Annotated in this window: 17 protein-coding genes; 5 read left to right on the top strand and 12 right to left on the bottom strand. The window is 47.6% G+C overall.

The genetic code is table 11. The features are described 5' to 3' along the window. Positions 1-236: 236 nt before the first annotated feature. Both RQP50_RS15935 and RQP50_RS15930 read right to left on the bottom strand, forming a co-directional pair. On the bottom strand, positions 237-1,811 hold the full coding sequence (locus RQP50_RS15935; RefSeq protein ID WP_315746010.1) for a sigma-70 family RNA polymerase sigma factor: 1,575 nt from the start codon (positions 1,809-1,811) through the stop codon (positions 237-239). A 307-nt stretch (positions 1,812-2,118) separates the two neighbouring features. Next, positions 2,119-2,562 (bottom strand): MarR family winged helix-turn-helix transcriptional regulator, encoded by a 444-nt coding sequence (locus RQP50_RS15930; protein WP_315746009.1) that lies wholly within the window; start codon positions 2,560-2,562, stop codon positions 2,119-2,121. A gap of 218 nt (positions 2,563-2,780) precedes the next feature. Between RQP50_RS15930 and RQP50_RS15925 the strand changes: the two genes are divergently transcribed. Further along, on the top strand, positions 2,781-3,770 hold the full coding sequence (locus RQP50_RS15925) for a serine hydrolase domain-containing protein (protein WP_315746007.1): 990 nt from the start codon (positions 2,781-2,783) through the stop codon (positions 3,768-3,770). Between the two features lie 362 nt (positions 3,771-4,132). Here RQP50_RS15925 and RQP50_RS15920 read toward each other — a convergent pair whose 3' ends face one another. The 5 genes from RQP50_RS15920 to RQP50_RS15900 are packed head-to-tail and all read right to left on the bottom strand — an operon-like array spanning position 4,133 to position 7,586. Further along, positions 4,133-4,399 carry a hypothetical protein gene (locus RQP50_RS15920; protein ID WP_315746006.1) on the bottom strand — a complete coding sequence of 89 codons (267 nt, stop codon included), beginning with the start codon at positions 4,397-4,399 and terminating at the stop codon, positions 4,133-4,135. A gap of 17 nt (positions 4,400-4,416) precedes the next feature. Continuing rightward, positions 4,417-5,652: a hypothetical protein gene (locus RQP50_RS15915; protein WP_315746005.1), complete on the bottom strand. Its 1,236-nt coding sequence runs from the start codon at positions 5,650-5,652 to the stop codon at positions 4,417-4,419. A 13-nt stretch (positions 5,653-5,665) separates the two neighbouring features. Beyond that, positions 5,666-6,484, bottom strand: a complete 819-nt coding sequence (locus tag RQP50_RS15910; RefSeq protein WP_315746004.1) for a hypothetical protein — start codon at positions 6,482-6,484, stop codon at positions 5,666-5,668. Continuing rightward, on the bottom strand, positions 6,481-7,170 hold the full coding sequence (locus RQP50_RS15905) for an ABC transporter ATP-binding protein (protein WP_315746003.1): 690 nt from the start codon (positions 7,168-7,170) through the stop codon (positions 6,481-6,483). The genes RQP50_RS15910 and RQP50_RS15905 overlap by 4 nt, the downstream gene beginning before the upstream one ends. Continuing rightward, positions 7,170-7,586, bottom strand: a complete 417-nt coding sequence (locus RQP50_RS15900) for a GntR family transcriptional regulator (protein ID WP_315746002.1) — start codon at positions 7,584-7,586, stop codon at positions 7,170-7,172. The genes RQP50_RS15905 and RQP50_RS15900 overlap by 1 nt, the downstream gene beginning before the upstream one ends. A 412-nt stretch (positions 7,587-7,998) precedes the next feature. Here RQP50_RS15900 and RQP50_RS15895 point away from each other — a divergent pair, with 412 nt between their 5' ends. Then, positions 7,999-9,909, top strand: a complete 1,911-nt coding sequence (locus tag RQP50_RS15895) for an N-acetylmuramoyl-L-alanine amidase (RefSeq protein WP_315746001.1) — start codon at positions 7,999-8,001, stop codon at positions 9,907-9,909. A gap of 612 nt (positions 9,910-10,521) precedes the next feature. Here the strand turns inward: RQP50_RS15895 and RQP50_RS15890 are convergent. From RQP50_RS15890 to RQP50_RS15875, 4 genes are all read right to left on the bottom strand, one after another. Further along, the gene (locus RQP50_RS15890; protein ID WP_174808331.1) at positions 10,522-10,668 is read right to left on the bottom strand and encodes a hypothetical protein; all 147 of its coding nucleotides are present in this window, start codon (positions 10,666-10,668) and stop codon (positions 10,522-10,524) included. Between the two features lie 338 nt (positions 10,669-11,006). Next, on the bottom strand, positions 11,007-12,599 hold the full coding sequence (locus tag RQP50_RS15885; RefSeq protein WP_315746000.1) for a SagB family peptide dehydrogenase: 1,593 nt from the start codon (positions 12,597-12,599) through the stop codon (positions 11,007-11,009). A 43-nt stretch (positions 12,600-12,642) separates the two neighbouring features. Continuing rightward, positions 12,643-14,592, bottom strand: a complete 1,950-nt coding sequence (locus tag RQP50_RS15880; protein WP_315745999.1) for a TOMM precursor leader peptide-binding protein — start codon at positions 14,590-14,592, stop codon at positions 12,643-12,645. After that, positions 14,589-16,544 (bottom strand): putative thiazole-containing bacteriocin maturation protein, encoded by a 1,956-nt coding sequence (locus RQP50_RS15875; protein ID WP_315745998.1) that lies wholly within the window; start codon positions 16,542-16,544, stop codon positions 14,589-14,591. The genes RQP50_RS15880 and RQP50_RS15875 overlap by 4 nt, the downstream gene beginning before the upstream one ends. A gap of 101 nt (positions 16,545-16,645) precedes the next feature. On the opposite strand from RQP50_RS15875, the gene RQP50_RS15870 reads away from it, so the two are divergent. Then, complete coding sequence (locus RQP50_RS15870) at positions 16,646-16,855, top strand: hypothetical protein (protein WP_072729483.1); 210 nt, start codon at positions 16,646-16,648, stop codon at positions 16,853-16,855. A 518-nt stretch (positions 16,856-17,373) separates the two neighbouring features. On the opposite strand, the gene RQP50_RS15865 is transcribed toward RQP50_RS15870, so the two are convergent. Next, positions 17,374-17,964 (bottom strand): TetR/AcrR family transcriptional regulator, encoded by a 591-nt coding sequence (locus tag RQP50_RS15865; protein ID WP_315745997.1) that lies wholly within the window; start codon positions 17,962-17,964, stop codon positions 17,374-17,376. Between the two features lie 240 nt (positions 17,965-18,204). Between RQP50_RS15865 and RQP50_RS15860 the strand changes: the two genes are divergently transcribed. Both RQP50_RS15860 and RQP50_RS15855 read left to right on the top strand, forming a co-directional pair. Next, positions 18,205-19,689 carry a DHA2 family efflux MFS transporter permease subunit gene (locus RQP50_RS15860; protein ID WP_315746155.1) on the top strand — a complete coding sequence of 495 codons (1,485 nt, stop codon included), beginning with the start codon at positions 18,205-18,207 and terminating at the stop codon, positions 19,687-19,689. Positions 19,690-19,842: 153 nt separating this feature from the next. Next, positions 19,843-21,075 (top strand): cytochrome P450, encoded by a 1,233-nt coding sequence (locus RQP50_RS15855; protein ID WP_315745996.1) that lies wholly within the window; start codon positions 19,843-19,845, stop codon positions 21,073-21,075. The last annotated feature ends 158 nt before the right edge of the window (positions 21,076-21,233 follow it).

Genomic DNA, 21,233 nt, shown 5'->3' with positions numbered 1-21,233 from the left:
CAAGCTATGTTTTTAATACTTTTAATACAACGGATGAGAATATCCCACTCCAATTAATCCCTGGATGCCTCGAAGGAATTAAACAACTATGTAGAAAAGAATGAGATGAAATAATAAAACGGCCGAGCGTCATTATTCGACTGCTCAGCCGTTTTTGTTATGAAAGGCATAATTTACGAGTTCAGTTGTTCAAATGTAGGCAATTGGTCACCCTACGATGAATTTGCTCCGCTTTGCTACGCTCCTTGGTTATCGTTGATGAGTGTTTTCGCTACTGTGTCCCAGCGCCACGGTACAGATTGGCCTTTCAGGTGAACACCACCAAGCCACGTATCGATGCCGTTCAGAGCTACCCGGTCTGCTTGACCTTCCAGAACTTGTTGCCCCTCTTTCGTTAACGACACCGTACATTCACGGAATGAAGGCGGTGTGCCTTGGAAATTCGGGAAGGTCTCTACTCCCTCAACGTGCAGAAGTGGATGGGTACCGCTAGTCAGCTTGTCCAACACATGCCAGTATTGCAAATCCCCCATTCCAAGTTCATGCAGCTTATTGCAGACATGCTTAAATAATTCATACGGAGAAGCAATGCCAAAATCAATCTGCTCCAAAGTGAATTGCTCGACAATGCCGAGCCCATTGTGGACAGATGGGAAATGGGCAAGATGCTGCTGGAATGCTGCATTCGCATAGGGCAATGCCGACGTATCCTCTCGCAGAAGCTGTACGAGTTTGCTAGGATCAGGAGATGTATAAGCCTCCCATAATGCTGACCCTAGATCGAGCTGTTCACGACCGACAGTTTGCCACGTCCCTGATAGTGACGCCAGCTGCTCTTCATTTAATTGGCCAAGCCCGCGGAATAATTCAATGCCTGGGAAGGATCCAATGCATAGCAAGCTTAGCTTTGTACGGCCAAGCGGCTGGTGTGCAAACCAATGGAGCAAGTAGCAGAGCATCGTCTGGTCAAATAAATCATGCTCGAACCACAACACAATCTCTCCGTATTCGGAAAAGCGAGTGAGCTGCTGTTCTTGTTCGCCAGAGAGACGTGTGAATTCTGCTGCGGGAATGCCGAGCGCCTGCTCCAAGTATTGAGCCCGTACCTGCCGATTGGAGGCTGCTGTGGGATTTGCGAAGTTCGGCCCTTCCGGGTACACTTCCCTCCACACGAGAATATCCCCTTTATGTAAAACCTTACGCAAAGTGCTCGCTACGTGATCTCCATTTACAATATGCAGCATATGTTTTCCCCCTTCATATAAGCTGTTGCATACATGAGCAAAATCAGCAACAGGCAGGATTCCTTTCAGTTTGCGTCGCGCGTCGAATAGCCGTTTTTTCAATACAGGGACGGATGTGCCTAAGTACGCAGAGATTTCCTGCAATGAATAGCCGTAAAAATAAAACAACTGTACCGCCACACGCATATTTGATGACAATGACGATACGGATTCATGAAGCAGCCTTCTCAGTTCTTTTTGCTCGACGATGTCAGCGATGCTCTTCCCGCTTCCAGCTAAGCCGGTCATATCATCCAACGGGACAGACGGATGACGTTTGCGCCGAAGAATGCGGTTCGCTTGGCGAACGACAATCACCTTGAACCAACCCGGAAATGCTTCGGTTTCTTTCAGGCGACTGAGGCTGATGAATGCTTCCGCGAATGCCTCTTGCACGGCATCCTCCGCCAACTGAACGTCGTGCAGCCGTTCATAGGCTACAGCATAAGCCATTGAAGTGAACTGTCGGACGATGGGATCGAACGACTCGCAGTCTCCTTGCTTCGCTGCCTCTATCCAATGGTGCACGCCCCCAACTCCTTTCTTTCTATCCATCTATACACTAGTGCCATGTAACGGCCAAAAGGTTACTTCAAATGAGATTTAACTTCATAACATGAAATTTTGTTCAACCCCTGCTCGAATATGTTCATAGGTGATGATAGCATACACATTGTTAGGCTTTTATAGGATCGATTGAGAAAGAAAGAAGGCCACCGATTCAAGAGTGAACGGCAGCCTTTCGAGGTATTTATCGTACCTAGTTCGAAGTACGTAGCAGAGCATGGCTCTGCTACAAGCTAAGCCTCCAAATGCAAATGATCCTCATGATTGATTACGCCCAGCTTTTTAGCACTTCGTGCAGATCGAACAAAGCTCGATGGAAACGAAGGAGCTGCTCATCGTTGAACACGTCAATCTTGTCACGGAGCAGCCGTCCAATGGCTTCTTTATACTCTTTGATAAATGCCGATCCTTCTGCTGTTAAGTGGAGATTGAAGGATCGCAAGTCCTGTTCGTCGTGAGTCCGTTCCACGAATGTCATTTCGATTAATTTTTGAATAAGCTTGGAGAGCTGCTGCTTGGACATGTTGAGTTCTTGTGCGAGCTCTTTCATTCCGATTGGCTGATTGCTCTCGATTGCAACAAGTGCATAGAATTGCAGCGGGCTCAGCTTTTGCATCACCGTTTGCTCAAATAGCTTCATCATTCTGCGTTCAAATAAGGGCATTATCTCACCCCATGACTTAATAATCTCATCCATAATCGCTGCTCGCATGGCATAATACCCCTTCGTTATCGATTCAGGCATTGACAATATGCATAAAATCGTGATAACTATGTATTTAGTAAATAATTGTTTACTATGTAGCAGTTTGAATACTTTTTGTTTATTACCTATCTATCACCCGGAAAGGCGGGATGTCGATTGATTGACACACAGCCTAATTTTAAGCCTTTTATCTCATAAACACAAAGATAAGGGGCAGATTCAACATGAATAGTAACCAATTGAACAGAAAGATTGATTCATACATCCAATCCATGCATGAGCGTGGGGATTTCAATGGAAGCGTGCTTGTTGCTGTACAAGGAGAAGTTATTCTCGCCAGAGGATACGGGTTTGCAAATGTGGAGCTGAACGTACCGAATCAACGTGAGACCGTATATCGAATTGGATCAAACTCCAAGCCAATTACAGCGGAAGCCATCCTGACCCTTGCCTATCAGGGCCAACTGCGTCTTGAAGAGCAGTTGACAACTTATTTACCAGAATTCTCTCAATGGGAGCACATATCGATTGAGCAATTGCTGACCCATCGCTCGGGTATCCCGAACTTGGTCTTACTTCCAGAGTTCCCGCAGTTTTCCCTGCTGCCGCATACCGTGGATGAGCTTATTGCTACATTCTCTGCTCTTCCGTTGAACTTCGAACCAGGAACAAGTTTTGAGTATGCGAATTCGAATTATATTTTACTTGGGAAAGTCATTGAAGCGATCAGCGGCAAGAGCTACGCCGATTACGTAAGGGAATACGTGCTCCTCCCTGCGGGAATGGAGAATACAATGCTTGAGGATTCGACCACGATCATTGCGAACCGCGCAGTCGGGTATGAAGTGGATCCGAAAGGCAGTCTGCAACGTGCATCCCATATTGATATGTCGAATGCGCATGCAGCAGGAGGTTTCCTATCTACGATAGATGACCTCTATCGTTTGAATTTCGCTATGCGCAGCAAGCGTTGGTTCGAACAAGATGCGGGAGATGTATCGGGGAATATGTATGCTCATCATCACCAGCCGTACGGATATGGTTGGTTTATCCCTAGCATTCCTGTAGTATTCCATCATGGCGGAATTAATGGCTTTACCTCAACTTTTGTCCGACATCTCGAACAGAATTTAACCGTTATTGCACTGAGCAATATCGTAACGCCGAATACAGCGGCGCTCGGCCAAAAATTGATGGATATGCTAATGGAATAAGCGTCCTCTTCTCTATTTTTGTATCGTTCTAGAAAGCCGGTTCATCAATTTTATTGAAAGCCGGTGGATGTCCAATAAAGCCAATAATAAGTGATTTAATATAATGTTAGACATTCTATTGGCTATTGGCTAAATAAAAACGGATAGAGGGTCAGAGGAGATCTGAATCTCAATCCGTTTCTTTTTATGCACTATAACTACTTTACTTAGATCTAATCCGACGAACGAAAAAGTAGAAGTTCCGTAATTAAAAAACCGCCTATCCTCAGACAGGCGGGAACTATAGACTTTCGTAGTCATTTTTTACTTCTTTAAGCGAAGCATTTCAAACCCTGATGATCAAGGGATAATAACTATCTAATTCAGCTTATGATACCTTGTTCTTTTCTCAGACACTTTTGTTTCAAAAGAAGTGCATGACGTATAACAGCTCTGCAGAGTCTTGCTCGTTGCAATGAAGAATCTTCAGCGAAAAAATCATCATTTGAGCTCAACTCCAGCAGGGCTGCTTTGGCCGCATCCCAAGCAAGCTCTTCCTCTTGCAGCAGATAATGCGCTGCTTGGTATCCGTACGTCTCCACCCCTCTTAAAACCTGCACTTTCTGCCCAAAGCTCATCGTTCGATTCATCGGGCTGTACCTCTTTTCTAAGAAGCTGTCTCTCGAATCTGCAAGCTATTTAACCGCAAAAACCCCATCTCTTTATCACGCTCAGATTCAGGCCCTTCGTAGACTACTTGACCCACGTAGCGTGTTTTCCCATCGGATGTATCAAGAATAACTACGAGAGGTGTTGAGCCTTTCTTACTCAAGATATTGACACGATTGTGAGAGAGAACAAACGATTGGATCTTATCAACGCCAAGCTCCGATGCTGTGATCTGAACATAATCTCTCTCTTCAAGACCTGTGTCTAAGTTATAGCGTGATAACTGAATGGCATTTTCATCGAATTTTGCGTAGACCAAGGAATTGCTCTCTAGATAATAGTGCGTGTTAGGATTAAGTTTCTGCTTTGCGTTTAACTGCTTTGGGTCTGGCAAGGCATTCAGCTTGCCTGTTCGATATGAATAAACATATCTATGTATGGCTATGAGTTCATAAGAATTCATATAATCTCCATTTGATTTGACCTTATTCTCTTGAACTTGAAAGACCATATATTCATTCGGAGCAATGCCATTACTTAATGAGCCAACCTCAATTTCTATATCATTATTTGCGCTGTTCTTCCAATGGGTTACTTGCTTACCCTCAATAAGTGCGCCGCTCTTCATGTCCAACACATAGTCAAAAGATTGAAGAAACGATTCATCCCTCTTACCGTGCTGAATGAGTACATGCAGCTGACTATTGATGCGTTGAACATCGTCGATATAGATATAATCAAATGTGCTGTCAGTAGGGATTTCGATGACATACTGCTTCTCTTCATTCGTCTTCCTATTCAACAGGTCTACATGCAGTTGAAATTCCTTCTTTGGAGACTGACCTGATCCTATATTTCTATTGGCATAAATCAACCATTCATTATCCTTATAAAATCCATTAGGATCCCTCTTGCCCCTCATAAATTGGCGATAATCCCGAAAGAGCTGCCCCATGCCTTCCGAATTATTTCTCAATGGTCGTACGGACAAGAGCTCGTCGCGAAATGTCTCCCGACTCCGATATTTGCTTCCTTCCATACTAATGGATAATGATTCCAACCGTATTCCTCCGTAAATAGCGGAAAGCTCGATACCCGCTCCCTCCTTCGGGTCGCCTTGTTCCGTTACGAGCTTGTATGTCGGCAGATGATCCGCCGCACCGTAAGTATAATAGGTACACAATATCCCTAACGTACAAAGTCCGAGAATGATCGATAATAAGTAACGTTTCATCGTAATTCCTCCTTTACACGGTAATCTTCTTGCGAAGAAGCCAGAATCCGAGACAGCCGGAGATCACGGCAACGAGCAAGCAGGCACCAAGATGCATTCCGAATATTTCAATCGGATACCAATATCCATCCATGCGTAAGAATAATATTGGATACACAACCAGGATCGCACTACCTGCGAAATACGCGAACGCGTATAGAACACCGATTCTCCGATAGCTTCGTTCGAGTAGAACTGCAGTAAAGATCACCATTACAGCAACAATGCCTAAGCCATAGCAATATATAAATTGCTCAAACTGTTTGGGCAGTAGCATTTTTAATGCTTCATTCATCGAAATCGCTTCGACGAATGTCGAATCCGCCCGCAGTTCTGCCGGAACCATCGCCTTGAAGATCATATTCTCGCCGACGAGCAGCACCAATTGAAAGGCAATCATACTAAATACAAACATAATAATAGCTGTAAGCTTCGATACGTATAGCATCCATCTCTTCGATGGAAGCATCAGCAGCCGATAGATGAACGTCGATCGCCCGAACCAATCCCGATACCAGATAAGGAGGGTATACAGCACCAGAACCGTTATGCTAAGCAAAATCGGAAGAATGAACCAATCCTTTGTATCGAGGATAACCCATGGGAAGGTGAGGATATCAGGTAAACCTATATCATCATAACCCATCCCATTTTCCGCTTTGAACGATAAAGTACGATTGATTGTCAGAATTAATGAGCTGAACTGACAGACCATCGTCAGCACCATTAAGGATGCCAAAATATATCGGAATCGATAGATTTCCATATGAACCAATTTCAAATAGCGATTCACCCCATATACACCTCCCTCATTACGTCAATGACGGATTTCCCTTCCGTCGTACGCATGTCCTCGCAGTCAAACGCAAGATGAACCGTCCCATTCTGCAGCAGAATCGCATTGTCGATCAAATGCTCCATATCGTCTATTTCATGTGTCGTCAGCAGCACGCCTCGATCCTCGATAAGATCCGACGAGAATACTTCAGCAATGATCTCACGGCTAAACATATCAATGCCTGAGAATGGTTCATCCATTAAGATATAATCCGTATCTTGCGATAAACCAAGCAGCAGACAATATTTCGCAGTTGTCCCTTTAGACAGGTTACCTACGCGCTCCGACCGATCCAACTTGAAAAAATCCAATAATTCCTTCGCTCGCGCCTCATTCCAATTCTGGTAGAAATCTTTCATAAATTGCATCCCGTCGGACAGCTTCATCCCCATAGGTACTGTCGGATGATCTGGTACAAAAGCAACCTTCTCATACATCGCTGGCCCAACAGGCTTGCCATCAATGCGAATCGTGCCGCTCTTTGGTGGGGTAAGTCCCATAATTGATTTCAGAATCGTGGATTTCCCAGCTCCATTGATTCCGATCAGGCATGTAATCTGCCCCTTTTCGGCTGTGAAGGATATACCGTTCAGCACCTTGCGCCCACGATAACGCTTATGTAAATCGACAACCTCAATCATCAGAGCCCCCCCCCTTCTGCCTGGTTCGAACGCGAACGTTCCTCGATATACTTCGCCCGGACAAGATCCAGCAGTTCATCGACAGGCACATCAATTCTCCCTACTGACACGACAAATGCCTCTACTGCACCTTCTAAAAGTTCCGAACGAATTGCACGCAGGATATCCGCTTCCTCTGTAATCCGACTCGGTGAGTTCCCTTCCGTTATAATCAACCGCTGCTCCTCCATTTCCTTGTAGGCTTTTTGCGCCGTATTTGGGTTTATTTTGAGCAATGCTCCGAGCTCTCTGCGGGAAGGAATAACCTGCCCTGCCTTTAATCGGCCTGTTGCGATCCGCTCCTTGAAATGCCTTACGACTTGCAAATAGACAGGGTCACGGTTATTAAAGACCACATTCGTCCACCCTTCATTCATCTCTATGATCACCCCTCGCATTTATCGCCAAGTGTGTGTACTATGTAGTTCATACACTTCATGAGTGTATTATGATCGTAATACACCACAAATGTCAATAGTTAGATTTTATCCCTTTCCCTAATTGACAGCACGAACCTACCCACTTTTCGATTTGTTGCCAATGTTCGTCTCTCTTTTTACGTATATGGTACCTGTGAAATTAATAGGAGAAGCGTCCTCTTTTATTTGAAAAAATATTTCATCTTTTAAAAATATATTGAAAATTTTAATCGAAAGATAATATAATAGTTACCAATCCCCATATTATGGAATGAAGGTGATAAAGAAGGAAGCGCAAATGTGGATGCCAATTGTGTTTTGAAAGCGGTGTCATCTTGTCTTAGTGATTATCATTTTGGGAGGGAAATAATTGAAACGACTTCAAACAATCCAATGGAAAAAGCTATCGCTCACTCTCACTGTCGCCTCATTGGCGGCCGCAGGATTTGCGCCTTCGCTGCCTGCTCCATTCAATGTTGTACCGTCTGTCTATGCAGAGCAAGTCAAGTCGAATTCGCAGCAGCTGCAACAAGCCTTCGAATCTGCAGCGAAAGAATTCGGAGTACCTGTGAGCATTCTGATGTCCGTCTCCTACAACCTGACACGGTGGGAGCAACATAATGGTGAACCAAGCACATCTGGTGGCTTCGGCGTTATGCATTTGACCGACATACCGAAGCAGCAGCCAGAGGAACAGAATGCAACCGCTGAACAAGGCAGCACATCGGATTCGCTTGATGATCCAAGCCATCATACTCTTGCTGCAGCATCTCAACTCCTGAAGGTAAATCCAATCTTTCTGAAGAAGGATCCAGTAGAGAACATTCGAGGCGGAGCTGCGCTGCTGGCAAAATATGCGAAGGACATTGCAGGCAAACTGCCGGTAACGGAATCCGATTGGTATGGTGCTGTTGCCAAATATAGCGGCTCTCAAGAATTGTATTATGCACAGGATTTCGCCGATCAAGTGTTCCACACGATACAGCAAGGGATCGCGCGGCAAACTCCGGAAGGTCAGGCGCTGCGCCTCACATCCAAGGAAGTAAAGCCAAACCAAGGTACTTTGCAGAGTCTGCAACTGCATTCAACCATATCAAGCAACGTCGATTGCCCTTCCCTATTACCTTGCAGGTCTATTCCTGCAGCCTATCAGCAGAATGGGGATGACCCGTCAGACTATTCCAATTATGATCTTGCAGACCGTCCTAAATTCGGGCCAGATATTCGCTTTATTGTCATTCATGATACGGAAGAAACATATCGAGACACCATTGGCATTTTTGCAAATCCGAAGAAGAGCGTGGCCGCCCACTACGTTGTTCGCTCATTTGATGGCGATGTAACGCAAATGGTTAACAACAAAGACGTGCCATGGCATGCAGGCAACTATTACTTCAATATGCACTCCATCGGCATCGAGCATGAAGGCTATGCGATGGAAGGAGCAACCTGGTACTCCGAACGGCTTTATCGCTCTTCTGCCGCACTCGTTAAGTATTTGGGAGAGAAGTATGATATTCCGCTGGATCGAGCGCATATCATTGGGCACAACGAAATTCCGGGGCTTACTCCGAAGCGAACACCGGCAATGCATCAGGATCCCGGTCCATTCTGGGATTGGGAGCATTATATGGAGCTGGTTGGAGCACCACTTGGCGCCACGCATAGCCTCAAGGACATCGTGACAATCAAGCCTAATTTTAAGAGTAATTTACCTGAAGTTCAGGATGCTCCGCTCCAGCCGACGAACTTCGTTTATTTGTATAAGGAGCCGCAGTTTGATGCTGATTTAATTGATGACCCTGCCCTTGCCGTTCAGAACAAGAAAGACGGACTGAGCATAGGTGCTAAAGCTACGACAGGGCAAACCTTCTCGCTCGCAGGAGAGCTGGGGAACTGGACAGCAATCTGGTACGGTGGACAAAAGGCATGGTTCTATAATCCGGCAGGAAGCAATGCGGTTGCGGGTTCAGGAGAGCTCATTACTCCGAAAGCGGGCACAGCTTCTATTCCGGTTTATGGTGCGGCCTATCCAGAAGCGGCAGCTTACCCTGCCGATGTAAAGCCGAACGAACTCGTACCGCTGCAGTACACAATTGCACAGGGACAATCGTATGTTGCCGTCGAGAAGGTCAATGGCGATTATTACGAAGCCCCAGTATTCACGAAGGATCCTTATGCGACGAATAAGCACATTAAAGGCAAAGAGGCATTCTATCGCATCTTCTTCAATCACCGCTTCGCCTTTGTGAAAGCTTCTGATGTCGAGAAGGTGCGGTAACATCCGTAAACGAAGAAGAGAATGGCGGCTGTATTGCGTGTAAGGATAAATTATATCCCATACGCGTGCAATGCTCTTCTCTCAGATATTGCTTGAAATGATATTGTATAATTATAGGTTACTCAAAAATGTCTCTAAGTTCTTATCAAAAACGAACGTCCCCAAGTTCTTGTCAAATAAAAATGATAAGAACTTGGGGACATAAAATAAACTGACCCATTTATTCAGAATACGGATAGATAATCTGATGACCTGATTCATCTGAGAAAGTTTAGGGATCAGGATCAGGTATCACAATTTTATTTGCTACAACCTTATCATCACCGTCACACGCTCGGACTTCGTTTCGACACCAATTTCGTTCCTTGCTTCTCCTCCTCTTGGGTAGCTGCCCATTTTATAGGGGCAAGTGCCCTTTCCCCAATCTCAGCATATTGTGAATTATGCCTAGCGCTAGCTTCAAGCGAGCTTTGCCAGAAGAGGATTCACGATGCAATGCCCCTCAAAAGATTAGGAGGAAAACGATGATATACCATCAACCTTACGTTCAGAACCCGGCCGGCGTGCCCAATCCGTCCGAGCAAGCATTTGAGCAGCAATCTAATAATCAAATTAGACCTCGCGATGACGGTTTTCAAGCGTCACACTATCCTTGGTGCCATATTCCTTATCATCACGGATATCACCCCATGATGTGTTGTCCTTGTGGTAACGAGCATCAAGCCGTAATGGCTCATCCCTGTGAGAATATGCACTCACCTACGAAATTTCAGCCCCTGGAGCATGAGCAGCACCCCGATATGGTTCACCCCTGGGAGCATGAACACTATCCATGCATGATCCATCCATGCATGCATCATCCATGGAATCCGTATATGGATGACCACCTTCATCCTTATCAGTATTCAGGGTGGGACTGTTGCGAGCTCGATTACCATCATGATTGGTTCCATCCATGGGATCATAGCCACTTGCATTGCCATCATCCGTGGGATAACTATCATTGCTAAGAGAAGTCCAGTCTCCCTTTCTTGAAAGGGTGGTTTCATCGCTGAGGACATGACCGTTCGCGTCAATGTCATTAGCGATGATTTTTTTTAACGGCTCAAGCTGCCTACCAATCGCAATCGTTGACGGTAGGGACCGACCGGTATAAAAATTAGTCCCGTCTCATCTCGGGAAGCCGTCCCGTAAAGCGCATCGCTGGAATTGGCGTCAAACCCGAGAAGGGGACGCCCTCCCATACCGAGAGCGGATGCTGCCAGCAATAATCGGTGCACGAGCATCCCGGCTTCCATTTGCTGTATGCGGTATCCCCGCTTGCCGAGCTGCGATTGATAGAAACTCCTCTTCCCTGCCACATGAAAGCTGAGTGGTACTTGAAACAAATTGATATTGGGAAGCGGCATTCCCTCCTGCATCCGTTGCCGGTGATCTCCAAGGCACACCGACTGCAGCGCATGCGCAGTGCTATCGTACCGATAAGCGCCATCCGGAACGTCTTCGACCCCGTAGAAGCAGCCGTAAAGACATACACGGGGTTCCGGCCTCTTCTGCGGGTCATCCAGGTCGTTGCGATACGTGAAGGAAGCCGTCGCTTCCCGAAGCAGAGATGCAAGCCGCGAAATACCGATCGGCTTCCAGATAAATTCCGTCTCGGGTGAGAAACGGTTGCGGCAAACCGCCGCCAAATCATATGATAAGCGATCTACAGGCGGCAGAGGCAGTGCGGGCGCTTGATTCGGAATTGCTTGCTCATCTTGCCGGATCTGTTGAAACAATCGCGCCGAATCAAATCGGGACGCATCGCTCATCCGGAGCAGCATTGGATAATCGGCGCTCCTCCGCGACTTTATATAGTGATCATGATTGACCGGCGACAACTCCCGGCACAGCTCGGAGGCGGACACGATGTCCGTATCCTCGTTCCCACTTTCCATCCACCGGATCGCCGGATTCACCGATAACGGGATTACCGCATATACGCTCTCCTCTTGTTCTGATAGACCGAGCAGATGATTGATGGCTTGATCAAGAAATTGAAAATGCACGCCAGACGAAAATCTGAATCGTTTTGCGATTTCGAGCAGCTGTCCAATCAAAATACCGGCGTCCAGTCCCTGAAGCCGGTATGAAAAATTATTGTATTTGTAAAAATTTTTCCAGTATACCGTAGATACGAACGCGGCTCCGAAGCAGCCGTTCGCGTCGCATCGATTACCGAGCGACCTCGCCAAATAATCGTCGAAATTCCCTTTGCGCAGCAACGCCAACCGATGATGTGCCGCATCGTAATGGTATACGCCTGCAGGCAACTCATCGAGCTTAAGATAGAGATACAGTTCACTCGGATAGAGCCCGCCTCCGGAAGGAACGAAGCGCCGGCACATCTGCAAGACGCCTCCCGATTCCTCCGACGCATCCCGTTCCATGACGGACTGGGTCAATTGTGCAAGCCCGTATACATAGTAGAGGAAATGTCCAATATTGCGAAGGGTTGGCACATCGGGTGTATCCATTCCTTCGAGCGTTATCGGCACTTCCCTAGATAGTGGAAACATTGGCAAGTCACGATAAAGCTTGTAAGGAAGCGGCGCGTACTCCCAATCCGTCTCCCAATCCAAGGGCTTGACCTTATCCGGATCATATTGCAAATGGTGAAGAAAAACGTCCAGATTCATTAGACTCATCGCTTTCCTCCCTGGTTTCATTCGTGCCGTTCGATAGCCGTATTTATGGGAACGGGTGCGGATATGGATTAAGCTGCTCGGGTGACAAGGGCTCTGGCGAATAAGACAGCTCTGCAGGAATCCTGAGCACTCTATCCAGTCCCGTCAACCGGATGAGATGCTGCCCGAACGTCATCGGCAACATGCCGGGAATGAGTACTTTCACACAATGCAGTCCGTTGCGAAGGGCCTCCGGAGTCGTCTGGTCGACCACGATCACTTCAAGATTCAATTGGCGAAAAACAAGCAGCATGGCCTTCAGATCATCAGTCAGATCGGCGTTCCAGCTCGTCGGTTCAAATGCTTCTTCGAACGTTTGCATCGGACGATCGTCATTCAGCAGAAAATCGAGCCTTTCCTCTGCCTGTTTCAACCCGTACAGCATGGAATGATCCTCCATCTGAACAACCTGGTACGGATCGTGAAGCATCCGTTCGTACTGCTGACGGTTTTCCTCGAATTTCTCGCTAACCGTGAGGAGCATGCCTGCCAGCTCGTGGATCGCGCTCTTTGCCGCACGAATCGGATCCGGATGGGCGCCCGCGGCGCAAATGAGGTTCACGCCCTGCTCTTTCTTATTCTTCGCGAGCGCCCACACGCTTGGTATGCCGTGCTCCATTGTCGATTTATACAAATACAGTTCATAGCCCGACACTGTCTCCAGTCGCTCCGTCATCCAATTCAATTCCCGATCCTGAACAGAACGGAGATCCAGGCGAGGCAGGGGCAGACGAGCATACCAAGTCATGAGGAAGGAGTCGCGCTCCACCACTTCCAGCATCCCGTAGAAGATCGCTTCCTCCAGACTTCCGCCCAGCGCGCAGCCATTGGAGGTTTCATAGACGAATCCGTGACCGCAGCCCGAACTGTAATAAGCCAGCTGCTCCGGTACAAGAATCGGACGCTCCTGCAGAAACGAATAGCCCCATACCCAATCTATAGGCCTTTCGGGGTCGAATGACTTGAACGGGAAGTCAGAGCGTTCATACTGTTCCTTAGCATATAGTCCTACACGGAAAGGATCGAGCGCATGGTGCTGTACATTGAGGAAACTGTCATGAACGACGGATCGTTTCCCATGGGGCGACAGACCGCAATAACGCTCCAGCCCCTCCAGGATGGCTGTCATTTCGCTAACCGCATAGGAGTGGGTTCGACCTGCACAAGCCTCATCTCCGCCAAACAAGGGCAAATTGATGCTCGCATCAGCGAAAGGCGACACAAGATCCACCATTTTCCCATTCAAAAATCCGGTCCTGGCATCCAAGTATTCTTTGGCTAAAACATCTTTCAGTTCATCCATCGAGCGGCTGCGATACGTTTCGGTGCCGATTTTCTTGCTTGGCTTCAGCGCAATGCGGGCCAGCTCCTCATCGTCTTCCGGCAATCGGCCGCAGATTGGACATAGCGGAACGGGCAGGAAGAAGTGCAATGAGGTTTTCAACGTACGCATATCGATCAAGTACATCCTGCTTTCCGTCTCCGGCTGCCCGCCCATCAGCATCTTCACGGCTTCAGCTGCAACAAGGCGCGCCACCTGCAATAATCCCGTGCGAGACGCCCAAGCGTCCCGGGCGATTCCCCCATTTGACGCCAGCTTCTGCTGCAGTTTCCACGATTCCCTACGGTCACTTCCCGCCATCAGGAGCCGGGTATCCGCACATTGTGAGCACCCTTGCCCCTCTGGACGAACCAGTGGACCGACAATCCCCTCTCCGAATGCAACAAATCCGCGCAGCCAAGGCATTCCCGACTGTCTGAACCGATCTTCTGCCGCAGAATGAGAGGAAGGATCCCAAGCATCGTTCAACACCAGCGCCAAGTCTCCCGTTGCTGCTTCTCCAGACTCTATGTTCTTCTGCCGGATTAGTCGATAGCGGTCATCGGCAGACAATTGCTTGGTTACCAAATCCGCGAGCTGTCCTCCCCCGATGACCGTTACAATCGCGCTCAATGCGTCTCCTCCTCTCGCAACGACACGCCGAATACGCCTGCCAGCTCTTCTTTCATGAACGGTTCTGTCGACAAATCAACGACCGCGATCCGCTTACGGTTCCAGTGCAGAATCTGCCGTATAGAATGCATTATCGTGCCGTATTCCGACTCATCGAAGCCGGGGATCGTCAGACTCTGCGCCAAGGCATCTTCCACCATGACCGAAGAGCGTTCTAGGATTTGGCCTTGGATGTCCGCCGGATCGTTTTGTATTTTCATCAGCGCCTGTCGGAGCGCTTCTCGCAGTGCCATCGTGCGGTTGACTCCGACCCCGCCGTACCAGTACCCGTTCGTACCGACCCAGAAGACTGGGAAGCCCGCCGCTTCTTGTCCCAATCCGATTACCGGGGTGTCCTGCATCGTAGTCAATGCACGCAAGCAATAGCGGCAATATTCGTCTTCAACCTCGCTTAGCTTGATTGGATTAACGGAGGGTATGCTGGATTCGGAACGACTTTTCAGCTCCTCGAATAGACACTTCCGCAATCCGCGAAGGACCGCTTCCGCAACGGTCTCTCCCGCTCCAACCCCTACATATTCATGGGACTGCGACTCGAGCGGGCTAGCAGAATCCGGCTGCGCAGGACTGGCAGCCTTCAGAACACCAGCCATTCGCGACACGTACGCCTCGATGCCTGCCAAGCCTGCTTCCTTCCTGGCTTCATGGTGCGTCATTCCCGAACAGACGATCTGCGGCAGAAGCTCAGCGGGGCCTTCCGACAGCGGGTCGACTGCCTGTACGCGACACTGTGAGAGCGGAAGCTGCTTCGAGTCCCCTTCCTCCCACCGGTGAAGAATGCCGGTCTCCGTCGAAGTCAAGCGATAGAAATAGGAGAAGAGTCGGTCTGATTCCTGCCGCTCCGCACATGGATCGATTGGAAGGTCAAACGGATCCGTTGGCTCGACCTGACGAAGACCTGTGACTAGCGGATGAGGAAGTAACGAATGCCACTCGCCAACTAATGTTTCCGGATTCAGCAGAAACAGCTTTCCGTTCAATTCCGAAGCCGTCCCCGTAACGGTCTTAAACCATTCGAATACGAGCACATTCGCTAGCATGGCTTCCGGCGTGGTAGAGACGGCGGACGGCCGATCCGCATCGCCAAGGGCGGTTCGGTGTATCCTGCGCCATGCGGATTCGAAGCAGACATCCGAATCCGGGTGCACCAACGGCCCTGCTATGCCCAACTGTGGCAAATAGATGGCGGGCAGCAGTGGCTTCTTCGCGTCCCTGCAGGCCGCATGCAATGCTCTAAGCTCTCGGGGATCGTCAACCTGAGCGACATATAGAACGGAATCCGCCAGCTGCACGACTTCTTGCCAATCGAGGAATCCGTCATTAGACGGTAAGATCTCCTCAACCTCGATCTCGCTGTTCGATAGACGCGCAGTCGCCGTCAGTTCGGAGATCCGCTGCCGATCCGTGGTCGTCTGGTTCGTGATCAGCATACGAAACCGGGGCAATCCGGATTCCAACATGGCAGCAACGAGCGAGACAAATATCGAACCGGAACCGACCGCAATCGGATTAGCCTGGCGATAGGTTTGAAAGCGGTGAGCGCCCGAACCGCCCAAGCTGTCCAGAAATTCGATCTGTGCGGCATATTTCCGTTCTACCGCTTCGGGTAGGTCGTGCGGTAGATCTTGGCTGGAATCTCGGACAAAGCCGTTATTGAGCAGTACTTCCGCGATTTCATAAACCCGTACCCTGTACGGTTCCGTCAGCCCGTCCGTTAGTTCCGACATGGAATAATCCCCACTAAACATGGGCATCAATTTTTCGATCCACTGATCAACCATGTCGCCTTCCATTCGGAACGAACCTGTATTGTTGCGAAAGTAGACACCTCCATTCGAATCTGGAAGAAAGAACGTATCCCCTTTCACTTTCAGACGCATAGAAGGATTCAAGTTTTTATTCCCCCTTAAGGTTTTGCCAGAGGCAAAACCGCATTGTAAGCAGGCCTTCGGTTATCCGTCATTTATAAGTTATGTAGAGCATTTTGTCCGTCATGCCAGAAACTAAAAAAGGAACAGCCCCTACAGGACGAGACACTGTAGGGGCATACCGTTTTCGTATCGCTAAGGGAGCTTTTTGGTACTCAGCGGCAGCGAGCGCAGCTTCCGCAACGTGCGCAGCTACTGCAGCGGGCGCAATTAAAGCAGTTACTGCAACGTGCGCAGTTGAAGCAGTTGCTACAGCGAAAACAGTTGCTGCATGAACAAAACCCTACACAAAAAAAGCAAAAGCCAACACATAAGCGTGAATCCCCTGCTCCGTTCTGATTTTGCCCCGACGCAGACGTCATCCCCGTCGAATTGAACTTGCCGACATTCAAGTTTTGCAGATCCTTCTGAAAATCGTTCATTTTATACCCTCCTCATCATTCATTTCACTGTACATGCATGTGACTATCGTTAAACGAAAATGTTAGAGCTGGATCCGACCGGCATGCTGCCCATCATCCATCTCGACTAGATAATTTATGAAATTGGTTCCGCTAGTGTTCCTATGACACCCGCCCACCGAAAGATGGTTAAGTAAAGATACCTAATAACCGAACTCCACTATGAGCTATTGGGATTTCGATCCTTCGTATTGGGCGTGATTCATAGTTCCCCTCTTCGCTGGCATCGATTAAGGGAAACCATATAAAAAAGCCTAATTTCTCGTTTACAACACTGAGAAATTAGGCCTTTGCTAATTTATTCGTCGCCAAAGTGATTTTTGCTAGTAACCTTATAGATCTTGAGAGTGAAGTAAGTAGAGTTGTTTTGCTAAGAAAGCTGGCGTGTAAGGCATGTCGTTGCGCAGCCAGCCTACGATGGTTCCAATTAAGGCAGAGGACCCATGCCAAATGGCAATATCCTTTTGAATGGCTGTTCGCTTATTCGAAGAGTCGGTCTCCTTATTCTCGAACTTTGCCGTAATTATCCCAGTAAGCATTTTTAATAGCCGATCGGTAAAAATAGGCGTTCGCCTCGATCCTAAAGTAACCTTATAAAATGGCGCATTTTCAGCAATATGCTCAAGCATCCCTACTAGCTTCAACCAATCATTGTCTTCAGGACTATTAGGGTGAGCAGGATTGCTATTCATGGCATGCTGAAGATCTTCAATCATCTCGTCCGCCATCTTGTTCAGCATGTCCGGGATATCGCGATAATGAAGATAAAAGGTAACGCGGCTGATGGTCGCCCGCTCGGCAATACCGCTGATGGACATTTTCTCTATCTCCATCTTCTGCAGCATATCAACAAAGGCATCCTTTATTAACTGCCTTGTACGGCGAATTCTTGGGTCTGTTTGAGATTTGGAATTGTCCGGCATTCAGCTCTTTCCTTTCCGATTCACAAGATAATAAACAATTTATAAATAATTTGCAGTAAATCTCCAGCTTACTTTACACTTTGCAAGCCAAATGATAACTAATTTACATTTTGTGAAAATGCGTTGATTGATCGCCCTAACCTGTATAACTATAATCTATTTTATACAATGTTAATTATCTTACACATTGTAAATTAAGTCTATAGAGAAACGAAAGGTAGGAGTAAGTTGAGTAAACGCATGGAAACAACCAACGGTTCCATAAAGAAGGGCACGATTATGTTTATCATGATCTTGGGCGCCTTTCTTACAACGCTGAATCAGACAGTCATGAGCGTAGCCATCCCGGAATTGATGGTTGACTTTACTATCGCGGCTTCCACGGCGCAATGGCTGACAACCGGCTATATGCTGGTAAACGGAATTCTAATCCCTATTACGGCTTATCTCATGCTGAGGTTTACTACTCGGCAGCTGTTTCAAGCTTCGATGGTAATCTTTCTTGCTGGTACAATTGTGTCCGCATTTGCAGCAAGCTTTCCCTTTCTCCTAACGGGGCGGATGATTCAGGCAGCAGGTGCTGGCATTATCATGCCGCTGCTTATGAATGTCATTTTGGTGCTCTTCCCTCCCGAAAAAAGGGGAGCAGCCATGGGAACAATGGGACTTGCCATTATATTTGCTCCAGCGATTGGGCCTACACTAGCCGGCTATATTTTGCAAAACTATAAATGGCAAACAATGTTCTACGGCATGATCCCGCTAGCCTTGCTTGTCATCATCTGCGGTCATATTTATTTAAAAAATGTGTCAGAGCAAATCCGCACGAAAATCGATGTTCTAAGTGTTATCCTGTCCACCATTGCATTTGGCACGCTGTTATATGGTTTCAGTGCTGCAGGAAGTCAAGGTTGGGAAAGTGCCCAGGTGCTGTTGTCTATTGCCGTCGGCATCGTGACCCTTGGTCTTTTTGTATGGAGACAGCTCACTTCCGAAAGCCCACTGCTGGATCTTCGAGCCTTCAAATACAATATGTTCACGCTCACAACCATCATTAACATCATGATCACCATGGTGATGTACGCAGATATGATGCTGCTTCCGCTGTACCTCCAGAATGCACGAGGTTATTCTGCACTGGAATCTGGTCTGCTCATGCTCCCTGGTGCGCTTGCGATGGGTCTGCTGATGCCTGTTGCTGGGCGGCTATATGATCGATTCGGAGCATTATGGCTTGCCATAACGGGGATGATCATAACGATTGCGGCCACTTCCGGTTTCGTCCAGTTGTCCGACTCAACTAGTTATACCTATTTAATTCTGATGTCAACGATCCGTAGAATCGGAATGGCGCTGCTGCTGATGCCTATTCAGACAGCAGGTCTGAATCAACTGCCTTCTAGATTACACGCACACGGTACCGCAATATCCAACACGGTTAAACAAGTAGCGGGTGCAGTAGGGACTTCTCTTCTCGTCACGGTTATGACGGATCAGACCAAATCGCATCTTGCGGATATGATGGCCGCAAGTGGGACAACCGGTGCAGCTCAAAAGGATGTGATCGTAGAAGCCTCTATTTTAGGGATTAACGATGCTTACGTTGTCATAATCGGAATTGGGGTTATTGGCTTAATTCTCTCATTCTTTATCAAACGTACTTCTCGAACCCAAGAGGATGCTCCTGAAGCTGCTTTGAAAAAAGCCGTTGTAAAAGAGGCCTGAGAAGAATTCTAAATAACTCGCTCATCATCGCTCCTCTGCCTGGCGAACCTTAAAGCATAGGTCTGTTAGTCGTGGCCTTCTACCAATTATATGTTAAGTTAATCTCTATTAACTTGAACATAAACCTTATTATTCAAATTGGGAGGGAGTAACATGCAGAAAGAAATTATCCTTTCAGCTAAAATTACCCGGTTTCGATCAGCTATCGAAGAGTTCAGCCCCTTTGAATGGTACAGACATCATTTGGAACATGAGCCGATTCACTACAACGAAGCTACGAATACCTGGAACGTGTTTCGGTATGAAGATGTCAAAAGAGTTTTGAGTGATTACGAGTATTTTTCTAGTGAGAGAGTCAGGACGACAATCAGCGTCGGGGCCGACAATGAGGTAGGCAGTACTCCTGAAAGAATCAATTTGAGCTCGGATCCCCCGCTGCACCGCAAAAGCCGTAGTCTGTTATCCGCGGCATTTACGCCTAGAAGCTTGAGCTTGTGGGAGCCGCGAATCCATCAAGTGGTTGGTAAGCTGATTGAGGATATGGGAGACGAGCCGATCATTGATATCGTCAAGAGCTTTACGAGCGCGCTTCCGACGATCGTTATTGCAGATTTGCTTGGTGTCCCATCGGAGGATCGCTTCCTCTTCAAGGAATGGGTGGATCATCTGTTCCTTCCATTCCCGATCGATAACATTGAGGATGTACAAGAATTGAAGCGAGTAGCGGCGCAGAATTATTACAACTATCTCTACCCGCATGTAGCTGCCAAACGAACTCATCTCACCGACGATATCATCTCAGACTTGATTCGGGCCGAAGTCGACGGCGATCGATTAACAGATGATGAGATTGTCCGTATGACCATGTTCATTTTGGGAGCTGGCATTGAAACGACAAGTCATTTACTAGCGAACACGTTCTATTCTTTTTTGTATGATAACGATGAGATGTATGCTGAGGTACAGGCTAATCGCGAACTTCTTCCGAACATGGTCGAAGAAATGCTTCGCTACCGTTTCCATGTTACCAGGATGGATCGGACGGTGAAACAAGATAACAACGTGCTTGGCGTGGAACTCAAAAAAGGTGATGTCGTCGTCGCTTGGATGAGCGCAGCCAATTTGGACAAGGCGGTGTTTGCGGATCCGTTTACACTGAACATTCACCGTCCCAATAATAAGCAGCATTTAACCTTTGGAAACGGCCCTCACTTCTGCCTCGGTGCTCCACTCGCACGGCTGGAGGCAAACATTGGGCTGAGGTTGTTTATGGATCATTTTCAACGTATTGAGCCGGTTCCCGGATTCAAATTGGAGGAAAATCTGACGCCTTTTGCTGCCGGGCAGACGCTGACTCATTTACCAATGCGTGTAAAACGCTGGTAGTTTATTTAGCCGATTCAGCGATTGAATATCGGATGTCTTCCAAATGGCGCAGTCCGTTGATCTTGAATTCGACTGCGAGTGATTAATTTAAATTGTTTCATACCTATTTCCAAAAAACGCCAATCGATATGAACCTATCGATTGGCGTTTTGATTCTG

This window comes from Paenibacillus suaedae (assembly GCF_032337355.1).
GTDB classification, from domain to species: Bacteria; Bacillota; Bacilli; order Paenibacillales; family Paenibacillaceae; genus Paenibacillus_B; species Paenibacillus_B suaedae.
The sequence above is the reverse complement of the archived record's forward strand: the minus strand, read 5'-3'. Positions and strand labels throughout refer to the sequence as shown.

Coding starts and splice junctions, on each gene's coding strand:
- RQP50_RS15930 (WP_315746009.1), bottom strand. CDS start 2,562: ATGCGAGCAGCGATTATGGATGAGATTATTAAGTCATGGGGTGAGATA.
- RQP50_RS15865 (WP_315745997.1), bottom strand. CDS start 17,964: ATGCCGGACAATTCCAAATCTCAAACAGACCCAAGAATTCGCCGTACA.
- RQP50_RS15870 (WP_072729483.1), top strand. CDS start 16,646: ATGCCAGAAACTAAAAAAGGAACAGCCCCTACAGGACGAGACACTGTA.
- RQP50_RS15900 (WP_315746002.1), bottom strand. CDS start 7,586: ATGAATGAAGGGTGGACGAATGTGGTCTTTAATAACCGTGACCCTGTC.
- RQP50_RS15920 (WP_315746006.1), bottom strand. CDS start 4,399: ATGAATCGAACGATGAGCTTTGGGCAGAAAGTGCAGGTTTTAAGAGGG.
- RQP50_RS15885 (WP_315746000.1), bottom strand. CDS start 12,599: ATGAGTCTAATGAATCTGGACGTTTTTCTTCACCATTTGCAATATGAT.
- RQP50_RS15905 (WP_315746003.1), bottom strand. CDS start 7,170: ATGATTGAGGTTGTCGATTTACATAAGCGTTATCGTGGGCGCAAGGTG.
- RQP50_RS15855 (WP_315745996.1), top strand. CDS start 19,843: ATGCAGAAAGAAATTATCCTTTCAGCTAAAATTACCCGGTTTCGATCA.
- RQP50_RS15915 (WP_315746005.1), bottom strand. CDS start 5,652: ATGAAACGTTACTTATTATCGATCATTCTCGGACTTTGTACGTTAGGG.
- RQP50_RS15925 (WP_315746007.1), top strand. CDS start 2,781: ATGAATAGTAACCAATTGAACAGAAAGATTGATTCATACATCCAATCC.
- RQP50_RS15860 (WP_315746155.1), top strand. CDS start 18,205: ATGGAAACAACCAACGGTTCCATAAAGAAGGGCACGATTATGTTTATC.